This window comes from Labilibaculum euxinicum (assembly GCF_009795715.1).
Lineage (GTDB): Bacteria > Bacteroidota > Bacteroidia > Bacteroidales > Marinifilaceae > Labilibaculum > Labilibaculum euxinus.
Map to the genome: position 1 here is coordinate 14,920 of NZ_WTCR01000022.1, position 19,063 is coordinate 33,982.

15 protein-coding genes are annotated in these 19,063 nt (G+C 36.7%); 4 read left to right on the top strand and 11 right to left on the bottom strand.

Translation table 11 applies throughout. The features are described from left to right. Window positions 1-291 precede the first annotated feature (291 nt). Complete coding sequence (locus tag GQR60_RS19495) at window positions 292-1,044, top strand: lysophospholipid acyltransferase family protein (RefSeq protein WP_124994545.1); 753 nt, start codon at window positions 292-294, stop codon at window positions 1,042-1,044. On the opposite strand, the gene GQR60_RS19500 is transcribed toward GQR60_RS19495, so the two are convergent. The 3 genes from GQR60_RS19500 to GQR60_RS19510 all read right to left on the bottom strand — a co-directional run bounded on the left by GQR60_RS19500 (window position 1,041) and on the right by GQR60_RS19510 (window position 5,894). Next, window positions 1,041-3,821: a PAS domain-containing sensor histidine kinase gene (locus tag GQR60_RS19500; RefSeq protein ID WP_124994546.1), complete on the bottom strand. Its 2,781-nt coding sequence runs from the start codon at window positions 3,819-3,821 to the stop codon at window positions 1,041-1,043. The two genes, GQR60_RS19495 and GQR60_RS19500, sit on opposite strands and share 4 nt — an antisense overlap. Before the next feature lie 160 nt (window positions 3,822-3,981). Beyond that, the gene (gene buk, locus GQR60_RS19505; RefSeq protein ID WP_124994547.1) at window positions 3,982-5,055 is read right to left on the bottom strand and encodes a butyrate kinase; all 1,074 of its coding nucleotides are present in this window, start codon (window positions 5,053-5,055) and stop codon (window positions 3,982-3,984) included. 116 nt (window positions 5,056-5,171) lie between these two features. Continuing rightward, window positions 5,172-5,894, bottom strand: a complete 723-nt coding sequence (locus GQR60_RS19510; RefSeq protein WP_124994548.1) for a DUF169 domain-containing protein — start codon at window positions 5,892-5,894, stop codon at window positions 5,172-5,174. A gap of 224 nt (window positions 5,895-6,118) precedes the next feature. On the opposite strand from GQR60_RS19510, the gene hemN reads away from it, so the two are divergent. Next, window positions 6,119-7,483: an oxygen-independent coproporphyrinogen III oxidase gene (gene hemN / locus GQR60_RS19515; RefSeq protein WP_124994549.1), complete on the top strand. Its 1,365-nt coding sequence runs from the start codon at window positions 6,119-6,121 to the stop codon at window positions 7,481-7,483. A gap of 59 nt (window positions 7,484-7,542) precedes the next feature. Here the strand turns inward: hemN and GQR60_RS19520 are convergent, their stop codons facing one another. Continuing rightward, the gene (locus GQR60_RS19520) at window positions 7,543-8,250 is read right to left on the bottom strand and encodes a DUF5715 family protein (protein ID WP_124994550.1); all 708 of its coding nucleotides are present in this window, start codon (window positions 8,248-8,250) and stop codon (window positions 7,543-7,545) included. Between the two features lie 393 nt (window positions 8,251-8,643). Beyond that, complete coding sequence (locus GQR60_RS19525; RefSeq protein ID WP_124994551.1) at window positions 8,644-9,912, bottom strand: retropepsin-like aspartic protease; 1,269 nt, start codon at window positions 9,910-9,912, stop codon at window positions 8,644-8,646. A gap of 429 nt (window positions 9,913-10,341) precedes the next feature. On the opposite strand from GQR60_RS19525, the gene lhgO reads away from it, so the two are divergent. Beyond that, the gene (lhgO, locus tag GQR60_RS19530) at window positions 10,342-11,541 is read left to right on the top strand and encodes an L-2-hydroxyglutarate oxidase (protein ID WP_124994552.1); all 1,200 of its coding nucleotides are present in this window, start codon (window positions 10,342-10,344) and stop codon (window positions 11,539-11,541) included. On the opposite strand, the gene GQR60_RS19535 is transcribed toward lhgO, so the two are convergent. Further along, window positions 11,522-11,845, bottom strand: a complete 324-nt coding sequence (locus GQR60_RS19535; protein WP_124994553.1) for a hypothetical protein — start codon at window positions 11,843-11,845, stop codon at window positions 11,522-11,524. The two genes, lhgO and GQR60_RS19535, sit on opposite strands and share 20 nt — an antisense overlap. 150 nt (window positions 11,846-11,995) lie before the next feature. Between GQR60_RS19535 and GQR60_RS20465 the strand changes: the two genes are divergently transcribed. Beyond that, a complete protein-coding gene (locus GQR60_RS20465) occupies window positions 11,996-12,298 on the top strand; it encodes a group II intron maturase-specific domain-containing protein (RefSeq protein ID WP_370877223.1) in 303 nt (100 codons plus the stop codon). Window positions 12,299-12,638: 340 nt separating this feature from the next. Here GQR60_RS20465 and GQR60_RS19545 read toward each other — a convergent pair whose 3' ends face one another. The 5 genes from GQR60_RS19545 to GQR60_RS19565 all read right to left on the bottom strand — a co-directional run bounded on the left by GQR60_RS19545 (window position 12,639) and on the right by GQR60_RS19565 (window position 18,895). Further along, window positions 12,639-14,501 carry a serine hydrolase gene (locus GQR60_RS19545; protein ID WP_124994554.1) on the bottom strand — a complete coding sequence of 621 codons (1,863 nt, stop codon included), beginning with the start codon at window positions 14,499-14,501 and terminating at the stop codon, window positions 12,639-12,641. A 33-nt stretch (window positions 14,502-14,534) separates the two neighbouring features. Beyond that, window positions 14,535-15,119 carry a hypothetical protein gene (locus tag GQR60_RS19550; protein ID WP_124994555.1) on the bottom strand — a complete coding sequence of 195 codons (585 nt, stop codon included), beginning with the start codon at window positions 15,117-15,119 and terminating at the stop codon, window positions 14,535-14,537. Between the two features lie 63 nt (window positions 15,120-15,182). Continuing rightward, a complete protein-coding gene (locus tag GQR60_RS19555) occupies window positions 15,183-17,429 on the bottom strand; it encodes a CocE/NonD family hydrolase (RefSeq protein WP_225441461.1) in 2,247 nt (748 codons plus the stop codon). Between the two features lie 334 nt (window positions 17,430-17,763). Next, a complete protein-coding gene (locus GQR60_RS19560) occupies window positions 17,764-18,654 on the bottom strand; it encodes a hypothetical protein (RefSeq protein WP_124994556.1) in 891 nt (296 codons plus the stop codon). Between the two features lie 40 nt (window positions 18,655-18,694). Continuing rightward, window positions 18,695-18,895, bottom strand: coding sequence for a hypothetical protein (locus GQR60_RS19565; RefSeq protein WP_124994557.1), 201 nt, complete (start codon window positions 18,893-18,895; stop codon window positions 18,695-18,697). Between the last annotated feature and the right edge of the window lie 168 nt (window positions 18,896-19,063).

Below are 19,063 nucleotides of genomic sequence, written 5' to 3' on the forward strand. Positions count from 1 at the left end.
CGGACATACTTTGAAATTGGATTTTGAGGGATAAAACTGAAGGATTTGAATTATAAACAGGAGGTAAGTTTTGCAATTAAAATATCGTCGAAAATTTATCGTTTTAATTAATGAGAATGAACAAAAAATGAAAGGGATTGATTAGAATTTTATCTTGATTTGCTGATTCAAGATAATAAATCTTAATTTTGCTTCATTAAACAGTAGGTATAATTTTTGGGTTAACAGATACAATCAAGTGGTTATAGCCTAAAAATGTATGTAATTACAATCAAATATTAGATTTTAAAAATGAATATATTGATATTTCCAATCAGGTTCTTATACAAACTATATTTCTTTCTTTATTTCGTAATAACATTATTGCTTTTTTATCCGGTATTTAAGTATTTGTTATCCAAAAAAGAACGTTTCCCAAAGGCTTTTAAGGTGATAAAAGTGTATGCAAAGGTATGGCTTTACGGATCAGGAATATTTCTTCGGGTGAAGGGAAGAGAGAATATAATTACCGGTCAGCCATTTCTAATCTGCTCCAATCACAGCTCTTTTATCGATCCGGCAACATTGTATATTGTTTTCGATCAGCACTTTGTGTTTACAGGTAAAAAAGAGATTGAAAAATGGCCTTTGTTTCACATTTTTTATACCTCAGGGATGAATATTTTGGTAGACAGACACAATCGTTTGGGGGCACTAAAAAGTTTTAAGAAAATGATGGATGTAATTGCAGAGGGGTATCCATTGGTAATTTTACCAGAAGGAACCATTCCTCCAAATGCTCCTAATTTGGGAGAATTTAAACCTGGGGCTGTTTCCATCGCCATACAAACGGGGATTCCGATATTGCCAATTACTCAAACTACCAATTGGAAAAGATTGCAGCGGGGAACTATGTTTAAAGGCAATGCGAGTCCTGGTATTGCCGAGGTAATTATTCATCCGTTAATTCCAACTACCGGATTAACCAAACAGGATGCGGAAGCATTATCGGAAAAGCTGCGGAATGTAATTAATAAGCCTTTGCAGGAAAAATATGGTATTTAACCTTTAATAGGAATGGTAAAAAAGAATTGGGAGCCAACACCTTTTTCCGATTCCATCCATATCTCACCTCCGAGTAATTCTACGTAGGCTTTGGTTATCGATAAGCCAAGACCAGAACCTTCAATTGCTTTGGTGTTTTCCAGATCTACCCGAGTGAATCGTTCAAAGATGCTTTTTTGTACATTTTGTGGTATTCCAATTCCGGTATCCTTTACAAAGAATTCCAGTAAATCGGCCTTTTTTGTGCAGCCAAATGTAATTGAGCCTGAATTAGTATATTTTAGGGCATTATTAATTAAGTTGGTAAGAATAGAGGTCAACATTGTGTAATCAGTGAATATGAAAGATTCATCGACCGGCAGTAATGATTTGACTCTTAGCGTAATTTTTCTCTTGTTTGCATCGGGTAAGAAAAAAAGAAGTTGATTTTGGAGCAATTCGGTTACATTTACTTGCGAAATGCATTTAACGATTTGATTGGTTTCAATTTTCGAAATTTCAATAATGGCATTGATTGTTGCGAGCATTCGTTCCCCGCTCTGCGATATTATTTTAATGTATTTTTCGCGTTTTTCGCCACTTAATTTTGGTGTGCTTAACAAATCGGCAAACCCAAGGATGCCATTCATTGGAGTCCGGATCTCATGACTCATATTGGCTAAAAACGCTGTTTTCAATTTTTCACTTTCTTCTGCTTTTTCTTTAGCAGCAATCAGCTCATTTTCAATGTTTTTTTGTGCAGTTAAATCGATAAAGTTTGCAAGGAAGTCATCACCCAATACAATTCCGGATATTAAAATTTTCTTTATACTTCCATCCTTACAGGTTATATCGTATATATCCGGTGTAATGTCAGTTTTATATTTTATTCCATAGTCAATGGCTTTTTCCCAGTTGTCCATTACCCATTTCCTGTATTTAGGATCAGGATATGCCAATTGCGACCAATCATCCAGGTGAGGAATATCATTCAGAGTATAGCCGAAAGTATTTAAAAAACGATCGTTCAGATATTTAATTTTACCGCTTGTGATGTTCACAAGACTAAGAGGTATTGGAACCCGCTGAACAAAAGTTTTAAATTGACCTTCACTCTTTCTTAATGCTTTTTGTGCTTCCTTTTGATCGGTTATGTCCCGGTGAGCCAATACAATGTGGGTGACTTTCTCAAATTCATTTTTTATAGGATACACACGGGTTCTCAGCCATCGACTTTGGCTTTTATAAATAGAACCGGCTTCAATTTCTGATGTAAACTGATAATCAGGAATATCTAGTGTTTCTCCGGTATAAGCACGCTTGATATAGTTTAACATGCCCGATGAGCGAACCTGTGGACTTTTAAGAATATTAAATTTGAATAAAGTTATTTCTTTGGGTATTTGCCAAAGTTCTTCGTACGCTTTGTTAACAGAAATCTGTAATCCATTTAAATCATATATTTCCACAGTAAATGGAGATTGTTCCATTAACAGTCTGTATCTTTCTTCACTCTCTTTTAGTTCATCTTCCGCTTTTTTTCTCGAAGTAATGTCTTGAAATACACAATATGTTTTTTTAAATGTCCCATCAGGGTGGCAACCTGTGCAACCCTGCAGCGAGATGTATTTGTAGTGCCCTTTTTGATGTCTGATTTTAAAATGAACATCATTCACATAACCACAAACCTTAAATTTTGGAAAATTTGTATCAAAAACATGTTTCCAATCAGGATGAAGGAAATCACCGTAGTTCTTGCCAATTACATCTTTCTTTTTGTAGCCTAAAAACTTCAACCAGGTATTATTAACATCAACTATATTGCCATCGCTGTTTAAAGAGTGATAGGAAAGAGGCGCATTTTCGAAAAGGGTTTTGTATTTTTTCTCACTTTGCTTTAAGTGGTGATAATAATGCAAGCGATTTATTGTATCCCCTAATCTTCTGCTGATTTCAATAAATAATTTTTTTTCAAGTTGAGTCCACTCCCGTATTTTTGTACATTGATGAACTCCCATTAAATAATTAGTGTTATTTGAAATTGTTATGGCAGTAATCATTTCCGATTTAATATGAAGCTCCTCAATATAAGATTTGTTTTCTTCTGGTTCAGAGTAGGTTGAAACGGAAGTGTTATCGCCGGGATATTTTCTTTTTTCAAAAAGTTCTTGCCGGTAATTGTTTGCTATCTCGTTTTCGTCAAATATTGAAATACATGCTACACCGGGTTTAATAATTTCAACAGGTGGAAAATGAAATTGATCCTTTGTATTGTCAGAAGAAATAAAAAAAGTTCGGTCTGCTTTAAACACTTCCTGTACCACATTAAGTACATCGGAAATCATTTTTTCAATGTCTTTTGAAATTAGAGTAATCTGGTGTATTTTCTCGAGTGTATCAATGTAGGTGAAAAGATTTTGTTTCACCTCAACCTGTTCAGATATGTTGCGTGAAATACCAAGTATAAGTTTGTTGCCGTTTTCATCTAATAAAGAGATACTAACTTCAACAGGAAATGTTGAACCATCTTTTCGTTTGTGATAGGTAGTTTGTTTGTAATTTTTTTCACGATTCAGAATTGAGAAAAATTCGAGAAGTTTTTCTTTGGTTTTGTACTCAGTATCAACGTCAAATAAAGATAGAGCAAGAAGCTCTTCTCTTGTGTATCCCAAATTAGCACAAGCCTGTTTGTTCACCTCAACCAACTTCCCATCAAGATTGAACAAATACATTGCGTCTCCTGAATTAAGGACTAAGGATCGGTATAAATTGGCGTGCTTTTGGTTGGGGATGGTCATTGCACAATCATTTTGGTTGAATGCTTACTAAGATACAAAAAATAACAGGCTATGTCGCTTTATTTCAGGTTATTTAATTGGATTGAATGCAATTGAATTCTTTGTTTCCAGAACTGATCATACATAAAAGAACCCTATTAGGTAAAGCAATATTGCAGTATTAATATTTCAAGGCTGATTCAATTCCGTCAATTACCCGAAAAGCACCTTCTGCCAGAGCTTCCATTTCGTTTTCGCCTGGATAAACAAAGAAATCAGTAAGGTCTGAAACATATTCTTTTAAATCAGAAATAAAGCGCTCCGAATAGGCTATCCCACCAGTTATGATAATTCCATTCGCCTTGCATTTTAGAGCAACATGGTAAGCACCAATCTCTTTGGCAATTTGATAGACAAAAGCATCGTAAATCAGCTGTGCTTTTTCATTCCCTTCATCAATTAGTTTGAAAACATCACGTAAGTCATCAACACCTAAGTAGGCTTTAAGTCCGCTATTTTTACTTAGCAGCGTTTCAACCTCTTTTCGAGGCATCGAGTAACATAAATCCATTACACCACGTGTGGGCAAAGCTCCGGCCCGGTTAGGCGAGAAAGGTCCCATTCCCATCAAAGCATCGTTTACATCTGCAATTTTGCCACCGTCAACTGCTGCAATGGAAATTCCGCCTCCCAAATGAGCAATAACATATTTGGCCTCTTCGAAAGGTATATTTTGTTGTTTTGCAATTTTCCGGGCAGTCATTTTCATATTTAAAGGATGCCCTCTTCGGTTTCGTTCAATGCCCGGCACACCTGATATACGTGCTTTTTCCCAGATGTTGCCGGCAGAAACAGGATCAACAGTAAAACTCTCATCGAGATTAAAATGTTTAGCCAGTTTATCGGCAAGCATACTTCCCAGATTCGAGGCATGATCGCCAAAGCTACCTGTTCTTGCGTCTTCAAGGAAGCTGTTGCTGATTGTGTAAGTTCCCCCTTCAAGAGGTTTTACAATGCCACCCCGGCCTACGATGCCAACCACAATTACATCCTTTTCTGATAACATTTTATCCAATCCGGCTTCTACCATTTGGTACCGGTATTCAAACTGATCGGTAACTTTATGAAATTGATCGAGCTCCTTTTGCGAATGGCGGATGATATGTTCATTAATAAGCTCTGATCTGTTGTATAATGCGATTTTAGTAGATGTTGACCCTGGGTTGATTACGATGACAATTTCCTTTGGATTCATAGAGTAGGAGAGTTGAGTTTAAGATATGATTCTGAAAGTACGAAAAGAAACTCAATCATGAAATCATGCAAAGTATTTTTCGGGATTTAAATCGTGGTCAATAAGTTTTTTTTGCATTAAATTCGTTTTTTTACGTTCATCCAATCCTCAGTAGTCAAAAAACTTTCGTCCATATTCTGTATCATATTTTTGAATTTTTTCATTGGGACTGCATAACTCAATGTGTTTTCGGGAACATAAGGTCGGGCCGAAACATCAAACATCCCTAAAATAGCCTTCGGATTCTCCTTTTTGCTTTCCAGATAAGGGTAGGAGATAATTGAACCGCAACCCGATGAAAATGGTGCAATGTTCGTAAAAGGATCTGTTTGATCGAAGTTGGCTAATGTGAACAAGCCGGAAAGAACATCAGGAGCAGCAAAGAAAATCACTACATCGGGTTCATCCTTTTCATTGAGCAGATCCCAGCGTTTAAATGTAATGTATTTTGCCGTTGCAGCGAATACCGGAAACTGATCAATGGCCTGTTGAGCGATTTCAGGAGTCTTCAGATATTTCTCTTTACCAGTGGAAAGAAACATATTTAATCCGGCAGGACGACCGGCAAAACCGGAATAGCATTTTCCACCCATACACCCAAATGAATCGGCAGAAAAACTGGCCGCAGTTCCTTTTCGAACTTTGTGCAGAAGGGCAATGATACAGTTCCACGATTTGGCAACTATTTCCTGATCCTGAACCTTTTCATTGCTGTACCAAAAGCAGATAGGCAATTCGGTTTCGCTTCCGAAATATTTCGCCCATTTTGCAGTAAATTCTTCTTGAAGTTCTTTTTTCATAGCTTTAGCAGATTGGTTCTTATACAAATATCAGACTTGTTTGATGGACCGGCAACTGAAATGAATAGATTTTTAAGGATAAATACGTCATTATCCGAAACACGATAAAAATCGATCAACTCGCATAATTACAAAGCTTTCATGCATTTGTAAAGGCCTTCGGGAGCGTTATCTTATAAAAAAAGATATATTTGTATGGTATTAATCCGAAAGATGGTTTAGTTATGGACAGAGAATTATTAATTGAAAAATATAATGTGCCGGTGCCTCGGTACACAAGTTACCCTACTGTTCCTTTTTGGGGAGATCAGCGCCCGGAAGCGGGAGATTGGCTAAAAGTTGTAAAAAGGACTTTTGATGAATCGAATGCTTCGAAAGGAATTAGTATTTACATTCATTTGCCTTACTGTGAAAAGCTTTGTACTTATTGTGCCTGTACAAAAGTGATTACCCGTAATCACGGGGTAGAAGATCAATACATAGATGCTTTATTGAAGGAATGGCAAATTTATCTGAATACTTTTCAGGAGCAGCCAATTATTCGGGAGCTTCATTTGGGTGGTGGAACGCCAACTTTTTTCAATCCTGAAAATCTGAAAAAGTTAATCATTGGCCTGAAAAAGAATGCAAAACTGCATCCCGAGCATGAATTTAGCTTTGAGGGGCATCCGAATAATACCACCCGTGAGCATTTACAGGCTTTGTATGATGTTGGATTTCGAAGAGTGAGCTTTGGGGTTCAGGATTTCGATCCCGAGGTACAAAGGGTAATTGACCGTCCGCAAAGTTTCGAAACTGTTAAGGAAGTAACTTTAGCTGCACGCGAGATAGGATATCATTCGGTAAACTTTGATTTAATTTATGGACTGCCTAAGCAGAAATTGACATCGGTGAGCGATACTTTTGAGAAGGTAGCGGAGCTGAAACCAGATCGGATTGCTTACTATTCATACGCTCATGTGCCTTGGAAAACAAAAGGTCAGCGCATTTTTACCGATGCCGATATTCCGGATAGTGCAGGAAAACGTGCTTTGTACGATTTGGGAAATGAGAAACTGGCTGAATTGGGCTACAGTGATGTGGGAATGGATCATTTTTCATTGCCTCACGACGAATTGTTCATTGCCCGCGAAGCCAGGCGCTTGCACCGTAATTTTATGGGATACAATACTTCGCACACCGAATTACTGATTGGTTTGGGGGCTTCTTCCATATCAGATGCTAAATATGCTTACGCACAAAATGTAAAGCTGATTAAGGCTTACGAAGAGGCTTCAATGAAGAATGAACTTGATTTGGAAAAGGGTTACTTCCTAAGCGATGAGGATGTGATTGTAAAGCGTGCAATATTGGATATTACCTGTCGGCGCGAATTGCTTTTTACCGATGATTTAAAAGCTTATTTGCCGGCAAGCATTAATGAAGAACTGCAGGTATTAGCCGATGAGGGAATTATTATTGTTGATGATGAAAAATTGGTGGTAACCGATTTGGGTATGATCTTCCTAAGAAATATTGCCAAGCTCTTCGATAACAAACTGCGTGCTGCCAAAAGTGGCGGAGACAACATGTTTTCGAAGTCAATTTAAGGCAGAAAAAAAATAGAAAAATCCGGTAATTAAAATTGATTACCGGATTTTTTATGGGTTTACTTTACCGTGATATGAATGCACTTTGTTTGACCTTCCAAAAGAACGTAACATTTGCCTTCATCCTGCATTTTAATTAATACGCGCAGTAATACATTTCGAAGGCGGTAGGAATAAACGGGTTTACTATTCCCTCTCTCAAAAAAACGCGTTTGCGAAATATCAAAGGTTCGGCCGTAATAATGCGATGATTTATTTGGCGTAGCGTTTACATTGCTTCTACGAAGCGATTTTTGATCTGCCAGAGTTCGTAATATGGAGGTAACTGAAAACCGATACTTTCTCATTCCCAATTCTTCGAGTTGCCCGCAAAATTCTTCCCCAAGCAGGTCTAAGAATTTCACGGCAGGTTCCTGCAGGTAAGGCAGTGAATTAGTTAAATGCGGTATTTCATAGAATTCGTTATCGTTTATTTTTTCGAGATCATAGCGATCCCCAAAATCGTCAGGGTTTTCTTTGTATTCGGCTTTCGAAACTAAAGGTTTTTCCAATCCCTTTTCCTGAGCCAGATCAAGATGGTAAGTATTGTTATAGCGACGCAAGGCTCTGCTTTCATCTTTTGTTAGCACGGGAACAGATACCTGAGCTTCGGTTTTGCCTTTAGGCCGTAAGCTTTTGGCAATAAATAGTAACAATATAATGCCTGTTGCCAGCACAGCAAGTAGCAAGATTTTACGAACTTTAGGTTTTAATTTTCTTTTAGTCATTTCTTGGTTTTACGCTCACAAAGCTAAAAAAACAAACTTTATTTAATTTACGTACAGTCCTTTATTTTGCTTTATGAGTACCATAAGCCGACTATTTTTTTAATGAAGGTTTATGTGTTTAATTTTTAATGTTTAGGGATAAGGACAGTTTGCAGGAATTGCACTTGTTGTGGATAGTTCCATTTTGGGTACTACAATTACTCTTGAAAGATTACAGAAACGTGCTTATGAATCGATGCTCGGCATTTACAAACAAATCACGCCTAACAGACGTGATTCTTTATTCCCATAACTTAACGAACCGCTCAGTATGTTACTCTTGCGCTGGTTTGGGTGAGAGATTTTCCGCTAGGCTAATGACCTGGTAGATTGCTGCTTAATTGGCAGCAGTACTTATTCAAATCTGATAAACATCTTGTCAAAATTAATAATCATTGTGTCGAATTTTTGAATTAAGTCCTGTCCAATATTTCCATAAACAGTCTCACTTTCTTTTATTTTTTCTTTTAACAAATTTATATTCTCAAGTTTTACTTGCTCTCCTCCAATATTTAAGATGTAATCAATATTGTACCCGTCAAATTCCTTTCTTCCGCCTGCACCTCCAAAACTGATTTTTTCAGCTTGATATTTTTCATCTATTTCCTTTTGATTCTCCGTATAAAATATTTGATATAAAATGGTTTGGTCAGCACCCGTATCAAAAGTAAAATGTTTGTCGTTGATATAGATTAATGGAGTTAATCCATTCATTGCCATATTAGAACTTTCCGAAGAGGTAGACTCTACAAGTGGAACGATAAAGTTGCCGTTTTGGGTTATTCGGATTTCCTTCAGTGCTTCAATCACAGGAAAACCTAATATACCATATATCTGATAATTAATTTGGGGGAAAGAAAGTGCTTCATCTGGTAAAACCAGAAAAATTACATTAAATAGGTCAATATTCCCCATTGTTAACTTGTTACATACGGCTAGCTTTGCCAAAACTTTATCCCCTGTGATTGTCCCGACTTTTATATCAACAGGAATTATCTTCATATTTAGCTGTTTTGCAACCGACAGAGATGTGGTTGATAAATTAGCTCCTGTGTCAAAAATAAAATTAAGAGAATCGTTATCAGCAAACATTTTTAACGTATTCAAGCCTGCAATATCTTTCTCCATTTTAATGTTTGTCATTTTTTTAACATCAACTTTTTGTGCGGGAGCGTTTTCTAATGCAGTCCATATTTTAAGACTATTTTCATAGTCGTCTGTTTGCTCATTGTCTAAATACTTTTTATAATCATTCAATATGGTTAGAACCGTATTTTTTGCTTCCTTATAATTATATAGTTTCAAGGCATTGTCGTACTTTGTTTCATACAATTTAAATTGAAGTGAATCTGGAATAGAATTCTCATTTTTTATTAAATTCTCAATAGTTTGTTCTGATGCACCAAGTTTGTTAAAAGCGTTGTCTAAAACTGCTACTATAAATTTTTGATAAGGCTTTGACAAAGCATTTTTGTTTAATTCAAACTGTTTTTTGGCTTTGAAAAAATTATTTTGCTCAGTTAATTCATAAATCTCATTAAATACAGTTTCATTATTTCTAACACAAGCATTTAAGCTCAATAAAATCCATAAAAGGATTAAGATTTCTTTTAATTGTTTCATTTCCTCATTCTATTTAAGTTTCTGTATCATCGGTATTGATGCCAAACGATAAATTGTTTGTTGTCGTTGCGGAATTCGAAGAGCATCAGTATCCGGCAGGAGATGACGGTCGGGAAAGGAGCGGAGACAACGCACCGCACGAACTCCGCAATGCAATTTGTTTGTGCCTTGAATGATAAATTTAGTAAAAGTTCTTTTATAATGTTAAGTTTTGTAAAAGAAAGTCCAGAGGGTGCAAGTCCCTTATGCACTGGGGTGGCTCCCGGAAGCATTAGCTATCGGAAGTTTTTAACTCTGACTTAGCTTCAATTCACCGGGAAAATACTCCATGGGCTGCTTCTGTTGATTTTCTTTGCAAAAATTGTTTCTCGAATTGTCAGGATTGACTTAACTTGATGGAATCATTCGCGAATCGAAAAAAAACTTGTCATGAAGGAACCCATTGTTTGCGATTACCTGATCATTGGTGCCGGAATCGTTGGTTTAAGTCTGGCTTACGAGCTAACAAACCGCTTTCCCGAAAAACACATTGTCCTTATCGAGAAGGAGGACCGGGTGGCCTGTCATGCAAGTGGACGCAACAGCGGGGTGTTGCATGCCGGGTTCTACTACTCTTCCGATTCCCTGAAAGCCCGCCTGTGTGTGGAGGGCAATCGACTGATGAAGGAATTTTGCAGTGAGCATGAGATTGCGGTGAAACGCTGCGGAAAGGTTGTGGTTGCGGCAAATGAGGCTGAACTGGAAGGTTTGCACGAGTTGGAGCGGCGCGGAAAAAGAAATGGTGTGGAGGTCAGCTTGATCGGTACCGATGAACTTGCACGCATCGAGCCCAATGCAAAAACGCACAAACAAGCGCTCTACTCGCCCACCACCGCGAGCGTTGATCCGGCTTTGGTGTGCGAAAAGCTGAGCGAGGCGCTAAAGAAGAAAGGGGTGCGTATTCATTTTGCTGTGCGGTACCTGAGGCGAAAAGGCGGTTTGATCCTTACCAATCGTTCGGCCTATCAGGCGAAACGACTCATCAACGCAGCGGGTTTGTATGCCGATAAAATTGCCCGCGATTTTGGCTTTTCAAAACACCGGGTGATCCTCCCCTTTAAGGGAATTTATCTGCAATACAACGGAAACGATTTGCCCTGCCAAACTCACATCTATCCGGTACCAAATCTACTGAATCCCTTTTTGGGCGTACACTACACCCTTACCGTACACAACCGGGTGAATCTGGGTCCAACTTCCATTCCTGCCTTTTGGAGGGAAAACTACAGCGGTTTCGAAGGTTTCAAATGGGGAGAATTCCTGCAAATACTTTACTACGAAGCCAAATTGTTCCTGTTCAATTCGTTCAATTTCAGAAAACTGGCCATCCACGAAATCAGAAAATACAACCGAAAGCATTTCGTTGGTCTGGCCAAAGATCTCACGCACAACTGCAAGGCAAATGCTTTCAACGAATGGCTGGCTCCAGGCATCAGGGCTCAACTGCTGAACACCGAAACCCTGAAACTGGAGATGGATTTTCTGCTCGAAGGCGATGAACATTCACTGCACATCCTGAATGCGGTTTCGCCCGCTTTCACCTGCAGCTTTGCCTTTGCCCGTTACATCATCAGCGAAAAACTGGCGTAAAAAAATGAGGCTGTCCAAAGAGTAAAATTTTAGGATCATTGTGAGCTTGGCGAAAAATCTTTATTCCTTGAACAACAGATGTTTCGGTTTCATTATTTTTTGTATGTTTTCGTCTTCCGTACTCACTCAAATACCTCTTTTGTTTCTCTTCGTTGTTCCAGAAGGCGTATTTACCGTAAGTGCGGATTTCGCCGACCAATTGTTTCAGGTAAGTGTAGGCTCTGCCATGCATGAGCTTTTCCGGTCTTTTTTTGCAAAAATACCAGCAGGTAATATCAATAAACTCTATTTCATTTTGTTTCAATCAAAATTCTGACCAAGGTCAGTCAGTCTAAAAACTTATAAAACAGCTCAATTAAGATTCAAATACAGCGGTTTTCATCCCATACATCTGAAATTGAAACGGGGCGGAAGCTTTCTTCAATTTGATTGTATCATGAGTTGAAAATCAAAAGTGAGACTTACCGGTGTTCTGCGCGATTTAAAATTTCACAATAAAAGTCAGCATACAATTCAGGATTTGGCAATATTGCTCAATCCTAAAATACGTGGCTGGTTAAATTATTATGGAAGAATTCATCGACGGTGCATGAAACCCGTGTTTTATTACCTACATCATCGTCTGATAAAGTGGATATTGAACAAATACAAAGGCTTTAAGCGTAGCAAGGTGAAAGCTGTGAGATGGTTAAGGCGTATCTGTAATTGTTATCCCAATCTATTTTATCATTGGACATTAGGCTGTCAATTAACCTAAAATTGAATTGACTGCATAATAAGAGCCGTACGAATTGAGAGGTTTATTGCCTGTCCCGATTTTTTTCGGGATACGGTTCTGTGAGAAGTTAGGGGTGGAATTCCCCTAGCTTACTCGACTACCAAAAGTATTTTATATAATTATTTTTAAATAAACCCTAATTGCTTCATTACGGTTATTCTATCGAAAACCTGGGTGTGTCAATTAATCAGGTCGTCTTTAAAAATGATAAATTGTCATTCCTTATCGGCAAATAAGCATAAGCATCAATAAATCAACGTGTTAATATTTTTGGTTGCATTGTTTATATTCTAATAATTATTCACGAATTTGATATTCACTAAAACTGTGTAGCAAATTCATAAAACATATCTGGCCACGACATTGATCCGGGAGTAAAACCATATTCAAATCCCAGTCTTATTATAATAAGCTTCTTTTGTGGACAGATATAAACATATTCACCCTTGTTTCCCATGCCAAAAAAATCATTGGCATTTTCCTGTCCTTCACGAAATTTTCCCCACCAGAGATAGTTGTAATATGTATTATTTTCTAAAAGATAATCGTAATATCCCTTTGGTTTTTTTTGTGGTTGCGTTGCTTTTTGCACCCAGCTTTCAGGTATTACTTGTATACCCTTGTATTTTCCCTTATTAAGCAAAATCAACCCAAATCGTGCATAATCATAAGCATTGCAGTTTATTCCACTTTCCATTTTCTCAAAACCATGTTCGTCAAGGCTCCAACTTGCATTACTTCCACCCATTTTTTTCCATAATTTTCCTTCTGCATATTTAGCAACTGACTTGCCAGTAGTTCGTTCCAATATCATACCCAGCAATAAAGGGTTATAATTATTGTAAAGCCAATGTTTTCCTGGTTGCTCCGAGATGCGGACATGATCAAGAGTGGTTTTCCTTAAATCGGGAGCTACATAGGTAAACTCATCATCTGAAGGAAAACCATCATGTGAATAAGCAAGTCCTGAACTCATTCCTAACAAATCTTTTATAGTGATTTTTGAAAAAAGGGTGTCTTTTTTCATCAACTCAGGCAGATATTCTGTTATTTTATCATCTTCGTTTTTTATATATCCATCTGAAATAGCCAACCCTACCAGTGTACTAACAAACGATTTGGCCACCGAAAATGATGTGAATATGGAATCTTTATTAAAACCATTAAAATAGTCTTCGTAAATAATGGTATCATTTTGCAATACCATAAATGCTGTAGTCTGGGATCTTTCTAACATGGTTTCGAAGTCTATATTTGTATTTAAATTTTTGAAATACGAGGTATTTTCAAATATTCTCTTAACCCTTTCTGTTTGCATGTTGTAATGAAGTATCCTGGGATGTTCAGCCCCACTAATATCCCTCTTCTTAAATATTAAATAGTCCATTACTGAGGCATCCCCGCCCTGGCATCTTCCCAACAAGGTGGTAACATCAATTTTCGATTTTTTATATGTCAACCTGTCCGAAATATTTACACCTGACAAATTTTGAGGATGTGTTTGGTTTATTCCATGTAGAACTATGGCTTGATACTTTCTAATATTCTTGGTCGGCGGCCATTGAACCATTTGGTTGTTTTGCTTATCGTTTCTTATAAATTGTATGGCCATTGTCACACTATCCTTGTTCCACCTTATGGGCAGGTTCTCAAGTGGAATTTTCATTTCAACAGTATATGCATCTTGATTTATTTCAACTGCAGAAGTCCATTTTGAGGAAAAAGAAAATGACAAATCCCTTGTTGGCGGATTTAAAGCACCATCCAATTCATTGCCGGCAGCATCTACAAGAAATGCATATGCATTGATTCCATCATCATAAGTATCAACACAAAATGCAATCCAGTCATTGGTTAACATTAGTTCGTTGTCCTTATCCAATGGCTCTTTGTTTAGTTTAGAAGTGTCGTTTATGTGACACCTGGAAGCAACATACAGATTATCTGAATCATAAGTGAAAAGAACTTCTGTATTGTCATATTTACCATTCTCATCATATAATTCATTTGTGAATATTGTTTTTTGCCAAATAGTTTCATTTAATTTTCCGTCAATAGTAATTTCACTTTCGGTTGTAAGAGGTTTCAGTATGTCTGCGTCAGTCGATTTGTTTTGAGTAAAAGCATTTATTGAAATAAAGGTTAATAATATTTGGAGGTAAATTGAATTCAGTTTATTCATAATTAAAAAGGATTTAATTGTGCATAGTTTTTTCTAACGGGCTTTTGTGTAGTGAATTAATTCATTGACATAAACACCATAACCATCATTATTTACATGCTTTATATATGTTTTTAATTCAGGGGAATACCACCACGTATCCGACATCTCCCCTTTATAACCTCTTGAATTAGTTACCATTCCCTTGTATTCTATTTTGTAAGCCATGAAATTCCCTGCTTCAACATTTAATTCTTCATATGAAACAACTTCAACATCCTGACTCGTTTTTCCTTTGGTACCTTCATCATTTTCCCATTCTGATTCATATTTCCATTTTTTTCCAACAAATAAGGGCCAATCACGAAAGGGTGTGTTACTTTGTTTCTGGTCTAATATAGTCGAAATCCGGACGGTATCAACACCATTCCACAATCCTAAAACTCCATTATAGTCGACCACTTCCTGTAAATCTTCTCCTTGCGCACGTACCTCACCTTCTACAGTACGTTTCCAATTCCAGACCCATTTTTCTCCACTTTGATAATCATTTAAACTTGGTTTGTTTGTTGTTGAAGGTGAACAGCTAACAAGCAACAATAGCAATGCTGTTATTTGAAATATTACTTTTTTTATCATGGCAGTAATTTTAATTGATGTTAACATTCGTTGAAACTTATGATAATGCTCTACTTGCCGGTTTTAATCTTCATTATAAATGGGAATATTTATTTTGCTGTTGGAACTAATCTTTAAAAGCAAGGGATCATTGGCGTCTTCAATCGATTCTGTGCTGACATCCTTGCCTGTTCCGTAATTAATTTGAGCGTCTGGATTTTTATTACCATTGACAATAACAATAAGTCGACTTCCTTTTGATATTTCTTTACTGACAATTCTTGTGTTGTCAAATGTGATTGTTGTCTCTTTATTGAGAGTTAGAAGCTCCCTTGCTTCCCTACTTTTTGAATAACTGGCCCTACCGATATAATAACTCAGTTGAAAATACCTGCCTTCTGGTGTTAACTCATACAAATTAACCGAGTAGTCAAAATCCTTTTTATTGGCTGAAATTTCTAAATTACCTGAAAAAGATCCATTGATGATTTTTCCTTTTTGGAACGGTTCACTGATAAAAACAAGACCATCATTTAAAAGGATACTATCTTTTATAACCGGCCAGGGATAATAGTACGCATTATTCATTTTTGTTCTGTCAGCGAAATCAACCTCAAGTTTTAGATATTCTTTTTTTGGTTTCTTGCTAAGCAAAGTGTAATGACCGTTTGATTTATAGCCGCCTAAATAAAAAGTACAGGTTTCATTACTCATTGCTGAAACCGACGGCTTATGCATCCATTTATTCATACCCATTACCTGAAAATTTACTTTGTCTTTCAAGATTTCAGGCTTTCCCTTCCCTTTGAGAATGCAATCGAACCAGTCGAAGATCAATTGATTCTGGATATCTATCTGCGCAGCTTTATCGAGCTGATAACCTCGCAGATTGGCACTGGGAGTTGATTGTGCTCCCCAATGATCGTAGGGTCCTATCAATAAATAGTGCTCTGCGTTGGGATTGTATTTTAAATGCTGATTAAAGTAATACATGGCACCCCTTTGTCCGTCATCATAATAACCAGTGATACTTAGAATTGGGATATCAATATGCGCAAATTCATCTTTATAGGGAATCATGCTTTGCCAGTAACTGTCATAGCTGGGGTGGCTGATCCACTCGTGAAATAAAGGATTGGGTGTTCTATCAAGAGAATCCATTTTGTTATAAGGTGCACCAGAATGAAACCACGTATTTTGAAGGTTTTCCCATCGTTGGTAATTGGTATTAAACAAATAGTTGTTTTCAGTAACATACGAAATCCACTTGTAGGGAAAATTGTAGAAGATATTATTCTCCATAGGTACATCAATTCCCGGAGCAGCCGAAACACAAGGCACAATTGTTTTTAAAGCCGGATGTACACTATCTTTCATGGATGCCCACTGAGCAAAACCATTGTAACTACCGCCAAACATTCCAACTTTACCATTGTTCCAAGGTTGCTTACTAATCCAATCAATCACTGCATAAACATCATTGTGCTCATGCTTATAAGGCTCAATAGCTTCATTACTCAGGCCCTTACCTCTGGAAGTAGCTAAAACCCCAACATAACCTTTAGATGCAGGTATTAAGGCCTGATTAATATTTAATGAATCCGCATAAATGGTAAAAGTTAGGATGGCCGGAAGGGGTTCAGTCCGCCTTTTGCGAACAACAGTAACGGAAATCTCAGCGCTATCTATGGGGGAAATGATCACTTTTTGTTCGATATGATATCTTCTTTTTTGTTCCCTTTTTATCTCCCCGAAGACAATAGGCTCGGTATGATGAAACACCTGGTAAAGGAAATAGGATCGCAACAGCGTTAAAGCTTCCTCCTGAGTGATCCCTGGTGCTGAAGCTTTGTCATAGTTTTCCTTAAATCGGTTCGTAAATTGAGCAACCTGATCATAAGTTGTCAATACAATATTGACCGAAGAGAGCTGCTGATCACTACAGTTCTGCAAATAATCAGACAATACCTTTCGGTAAGTGGTTTCAAAAGGGATTTGCTTCGCTGACTCCTCAATTTTTGCCATAGTAAATAGCTCATAAGGAAGCTTGTCGGGGTGACCGTTTTGAACGGAAACATCTTTTCTGGTCGATTGAATTGTTTTGATGGCGCGCTCATACATCCCCGCCAGAATTTCTATTAAGAAAAGGTCGTTTGATTCGATTTTCAGGCCTCTGATTTTACTTTGCTTTAAATAATCTGTTGCCAGATTTTGCATTGCCTTTGTCAAAGATACGGTGTCGGAGAACGCTGCTTTTTCAAATTTTATTGACTGACCTTTAAGTGTTATGCTAAGGTTTACTAAAATCAATAATATCAGTAAATTTTTCATTTGTTGTAATTATTATACACTGATTCCCGTGTAGTAAAGGATATTAATTCCGGTTTTACTTCCTTTAATAAATTCTGTTTATTGTTGAAGCAAAAGTAACAACAATCTTCTGCATAAATATTCGGGATTATAATTACGAACCAAAAAGCCTGATTTCATATTTTGATGGAAGAAATGCACAACTATCATAGAAATTTTCATTGGTGTTAGCGGTCCGGGTTTTCTTGTTTCTTATTTTCTAAGCTCATAAATAACTCCTTCGTATCCGTCAAAGTCAAAAGTTACTAAAGAATATTCCATTTAATGTTTTCTTATTTCCATTTAATATTTAGTTCTAATAGTATTTGTATTCTGTATCACTATTGTATGCGCCATTCGCAATGGCTTTAATTTTAGTCGGATAATTTAGAGTATCATATGTAAATACATTCTCAAGAAGAAATTTATAGGGTGCAGGACTTGTTTTTTCCTCTATACTAATAATATTGTTTTTTAGATATGGAAACCTAAAATCATCACCAGAAGCACTTAGGTTACTCATTCCTAGAGCTGCCGAATCACTAAAAAAGTCTATAAAACGGACAAGGTAAGCTGATTTTAATTGACCATAGAAAGGATTTGGATTTTGATCATATTTTATCTCATATGCATTCAATAATGAATCATTTGAATCATAGTCTTTAGCATTGGTTAAATTGCCGTCCGAGTCATAATCGAAGGTAGAATAAGAATCGACTCTAGATAGTTTGCTAATCAAATTTGCCGCATTTAGCTCTAAAGTAATTTCTTGATTGGCAGACATAAATTTTCCTTTTGCCAAAATGGTTTGTCCATTGTGCGTTAAAACATAAGAATGAGAACCGCCCTCGGCTTCAAAAGAAATTATTTCTCCGGCTGAATTATAGGTATAGAAATCTCTATACATTTCACTTACATTATTATTGCATTGATATTCGAAAATGTACTCTTCATCATATGCAGATGTAAATTCTCTTTCCGTTGCCAAAAGATTGAATTCATTGTATGTAAATTCAGAGGTACGAACTGCAGATTGATTATTCACTGGAGTCCGGTTCATTTTCTTAATGTATCTGCCAAGAGTTATAGTATAATTATCTCCAACACAGGTATCCTCTTCTGCGATCGGATCATTTTGTGTACAAGAAATGAAAAAGCTACTGGTTAACAATAGTATCAGCAAAATTGATGTTTGTTTGAAATTCATTTTTAAAATTTTAGAAAGCTTAATTGTTTTGTTTTGAATATTATTTATGTTTCAACTTCTGTTTTACTATTTCTAAATCTTTCTGAAATAATTCGAGATCCCTATCTTCATTTGCAATGGCAATATCAACCGCTTTTTGATAGTTCTTAACGGAAGCTTCTAAATCACCATTTATCATTAGTAATTCAGCATAACTATCAAATGAATATTTCAGTCGTTCTTTAAATTCAGCATTATTCAACGTTTTGCCCTCCCATGGATCAGCATAGTCAACATGAATGGGATATTCGTTGTGGACAGACCTTTTCGACTTTGTTAAAGCCTTGCATATTCCATACTTCTAAAATAAACTCACGTAAAAATTTCTCTTTATTAATTTTCATTATTATTCTTAATTAAAACTATACAA